General features: G+C 68.1%; 5 protein-coding genes. All 5 read right to left on the minus strand.

Going from position 1 to position 2,452, the window contains the following annotated elements; genetic code table 11:
• Nucleotides 1-162: 162 nt before the first annotated feature.
• Genes TSB10P1A_RS22730 through TSB10P1A_RS22750 form a run of 5 tightly spaced genes read right to left on the minus strand, consistent with a single transcriptional unit; the run spans nt 163 to nt 2,288 of the window.
• A complete protein-coding gene (locus tag TSB10P1A_RS22730; RefSeq protein ID WP_186390253.1) occupies nt 163-459 on the minus strand; it encodes a hypothetical protein in 297 nt (98 codons plus the stop codon).
• On the minus strand, nt 456-782 hold the full coding sequence (locus tag TSB10P1A_RS22735; RefSeq protein WP_186390254.1) for a DUF2730 family protein: 327 nt from the start codon (nt 780-782) through the stop codon (nt 456-458). The genes TSB10P1A_RS22730 and TSB10P1A_RS22735 overlap by 4 nt, the downstream gene beginning before the upstream one ends.
• Complete coding sequence (locus TSB10P1A_RS22740) at nt 779-1,006, minus strand: TraR/DksA C4-type zinc finger protein (protein WP_186390255.1); 228 nt, start codon at nt 1,004-1,006, stop codon at nt 779-781. The genes TSB10P1A_RS22735 and TSB10P1A_RS22740 overlap by 4 nt, the downstream gene beginning before the upstream one ends.
• Nucleotides 1,003-1,533: a hypothetical protein gene (locus TSB10P1A_RS22745; RefSeq protein ID WP_186390256.1), complete on the minus strand. Its 531-nt coding sequence runs from the start codon at nt 1,531-1,533 to the stop codon at nt 1,003-1,005. Before TSB10P1A_RS22745 ends, TSB10P1A_RS22740 begins: the two co-directional genes overlap by 4 nt.
• Entirely contained in the window at nt 1,530-2,288 is a 759-nt protein-coding gene (locus tag TSB10P1A_RS22750) for a glycoside hydrolase family 108 protein (RefSeq protein ID WP_186390257.1), read from the minus strand. Before TSB10P1A_RS22750 ends, TSB10P1A_RS22745 begins: the two co-directional genes overlap by 4 nt.
• Nucleotides 2,289-2,452 lie beyond the last annotated feature (164 nt).

Raw genomic sequence — 2,452 nt, forward strand, 5'->3', positions numbered from 1 at the left:
TCGGCGAGGATGATGGTTTGAGGCCGCTTGCCGTCGCGCAGCTCGGTATTCACCCAGGCGAGATCCGCGTCGGCTTCCTCGGGGAGCATTTCCATGCTCGACAGCCGGCCGCGCCCGCGCCGGCGGCAGTCGTCATCCTCGCCCGTATCGGTGGACATCGGCTCAGCCCTCATCCTCGGGCCAGGCCACACCGGCCAGCGGCCGGCGGCGCTCGATATGGTCGCGGCCGGTCGACGTGATGCCGGCGATCATCCGGCTGCCATCGCGCTCCAAGGTCACCGCGCCGAGCTCATGCAAGACGGTGAGCTGGGTGCGAATCCAGTCGATGGAGCGCGCCACAAGGCGGACGTCCACCGCCTTCTGGAGCAAGTCGTCGCGCAAGTGCCCGTTGAACTCCGCCCCGAGCGCCTGAAGAATGCTCAGGCGCCCCTTTTCGGCGAGAAAGTCGCCATAGCTCATTTGCTCGGCTCCCTCAGCAGGAATTGCTCGATCCGCCGCACGGTGCGATCCGTGCCGGCGATGCTTTCCTCGACGCGGCCGACGCTGCCCTTGACCTCGGCCAGGGACACACGCAGCTCATGCACGTCGTCTTTTCGCGGCAGATGCGAGACTTCGTTTTCCAGCTTCTGCACCCGCCGGTCATGATCGGTCAGCTTCCGCTCATGTCCGCCGAGCCGCTGTTCGTTGATCTTCGAGCGCGCCGTGATCCACGTGTAGATCAGGCTGGCGATCGCCAGCAGCGAGGCGAGCGGCCCGGACCAGTTTCGGATGTCGTCGATCATCGCCCCTCGCTCGCCCCGTTGCTGGCCCCGTTGCTGGCACAGTCAATGCAGGTGGTGGCGGATGGCAGCGCCGCCCGCCGCTCGGCGGGGGTCGGATCGCCGCATACACGGCAAGCGTCCGATCCCTTTCCGGAGAGTGCCGCACGGGCGCGGGCAATGGCCGCTTCCCGCTCCTGCGCCACCCGCTGCTCGGCGAGCTCGATCTCGCGCTCGCCGATATTCATCGCCGCATCAGCCGGATGGCTTCGACGCCGCGCGAGCCCAACTCCTTGAGCGTGTGGCCGCCCATGTAGAGCGCCAGGAACCAGCTCGTGAGCGTCATCAGGACGCCCATGTCCATGCCCGCCGCGATGTCGGCGCCGGCAATCGCGTCGACGACCGGAACGACCAGGAGGCGGACGGTCCACAGGAAGCCGAGCAGATACATCCAGCCCCAGCGCCAGGCAGAGGGCCAAACGCCCTGCGCCTGTTCGGCGGCGAGCAGCGCGAACTGCCCGTCGAGGCCGCGCGACCACAGGGCGAGGATCTCCGGCATGCGCGCCTCGACATCGGCCACCGCGCGCTCCAGCCGCTCCTCGGGCACGGTAGGCAACGTCTCGACCTCGACGCCGAGGGCGCCGGCGACCTCGCCCACGATCACCTGGGCCAACTGCCCGCCGGCCTCGCCGAAGCGCTGGCCGAGCACGCGGCCGACCAGATCCGCGCCGAGCTTGGTAGCCACCCCAGCGATCAGCGATACGATCATGCTCATGCCGTGCCCTCCGCGATCCGGCGCGCCTCGAATGCATAGGCGCGCTCGCGGCTGCGATTGATGTGCGCGCGCCAGAGCAGCAGGGCGGCGACGGCGATCAGGGCCACCGCACCACCGGCCACAAGCCACCCGGCGAGCGCGTCTCCCTGGTCGACCAGGACCTTGCCGCCACCGCCGGTGCCGCCGCCGGAAACCGCAGTGGCAACGCCGCCGTTGCCCTGGGCCTTGGCGGTCTTGCCCGCCTTGGCGCTCTCGTCGGCAAGGCCGCTTTCGACATGGGGCGCATCCATCGACGCCGCGAGCGCCCAGCTCACCCACAAGGCTTCACCAGCCGTCACGCGCCGGGTCCACCCTTTGCCGAAGGTCTTCCAGTGCTTGAACGTCTGGTAGATCGACAGCCGGCGCTTGCAGAGCGCCTTGACCGTCTCATGGTGCGGCCCGCCGATCACCGCCATCAGGCTCTTGCGCGCGGCTGATGGCCCGGAATTGACGGCATAGTCGAAGACGGCGCCGTCGACACCGGGGGCGAGCGTGTCGCATCCCGCCTTGTCCCAATAGCCGTCGCGATAGATCCGCTCGATCATCGCGGGCGAGAGCCGCTTCAGGTCGGCCACCGTGGCGCCGGGCTCATAGCGACGCAGAGTAGTTAGCGTGACACCGCGATACGTGTGCCCGCCGGGGTCGTTGGGGTGGTTGGCGTATCCGCCTTCCCATCCAAGCGAGAAGTCCAGAGACGGCTTGAAATTGACCCGCATGTCCGCATGCCTCGAATGCATGAGGAGCGCCGGACGACCCGGCGCTCTGTCATGTCACTCTGGCAGGTTCGGTTCGGGGATATCATCCGCGCGGCTGCGCGGGTCGGGGCCAAGTGGGCATTGTACCCACTTGAATTGGGATGCTACCCGCGCGGGTCAGAAAA

Origin of the sequence: Stappia sp. TSB10P1A (assembly GCF_900185725.1) — a bacterium.
In the GTDB taxonomy this organism is placed as follows: Bacteria; Pseudomonadota; Alphaproteobacteria; order Rhizobiales; family Stappiaceae; genus Stappia.

What these genes read in the sequence shown, in the direction of transcription:
- TSB10P1A_RS22730 (WP_186390253.1), bottom strand. Translation starts at nt 459, where the DNA reads ATGAGCTATGGCGACTTTCTCGCCGAAAAGGGGCGCCTGAGCATTCTT.
- TSB10P1A_RS22740 (WP_186390255.1), bottom strand. Translation starts at nt 1,006, where the DNA reads ATGAATATCGGCGAGCGCGAGATCGAGCTCGCCGAGCAGCGGGTGGCG.
- TSB10P1A_RS22750 (WP_186390257.1), bottom strand. Translation starts at nt 2,288, where the DNA reads ATGCGGGTCAATTTCAAGCCGTCTCTGGACTTCTCGCTTGGATGGGAA.
- TSB10P1A_RS22735 (WP_186390254.1), bottom strand. Translation starts at nt 782, where the DNA reads ATGATCGACGACATCCGAAACTGGTCCGGGCCGCTCGCCTCGCTGCTG.
- TSB10P1A_RS22745 (WP_186390256.1), bottom strand. Translation starts at nt 1,533, where the DNA reads ATGAGCATGATCGTATCGCTGATCGCTGGGGTGGCTACCAAGCTCGGC.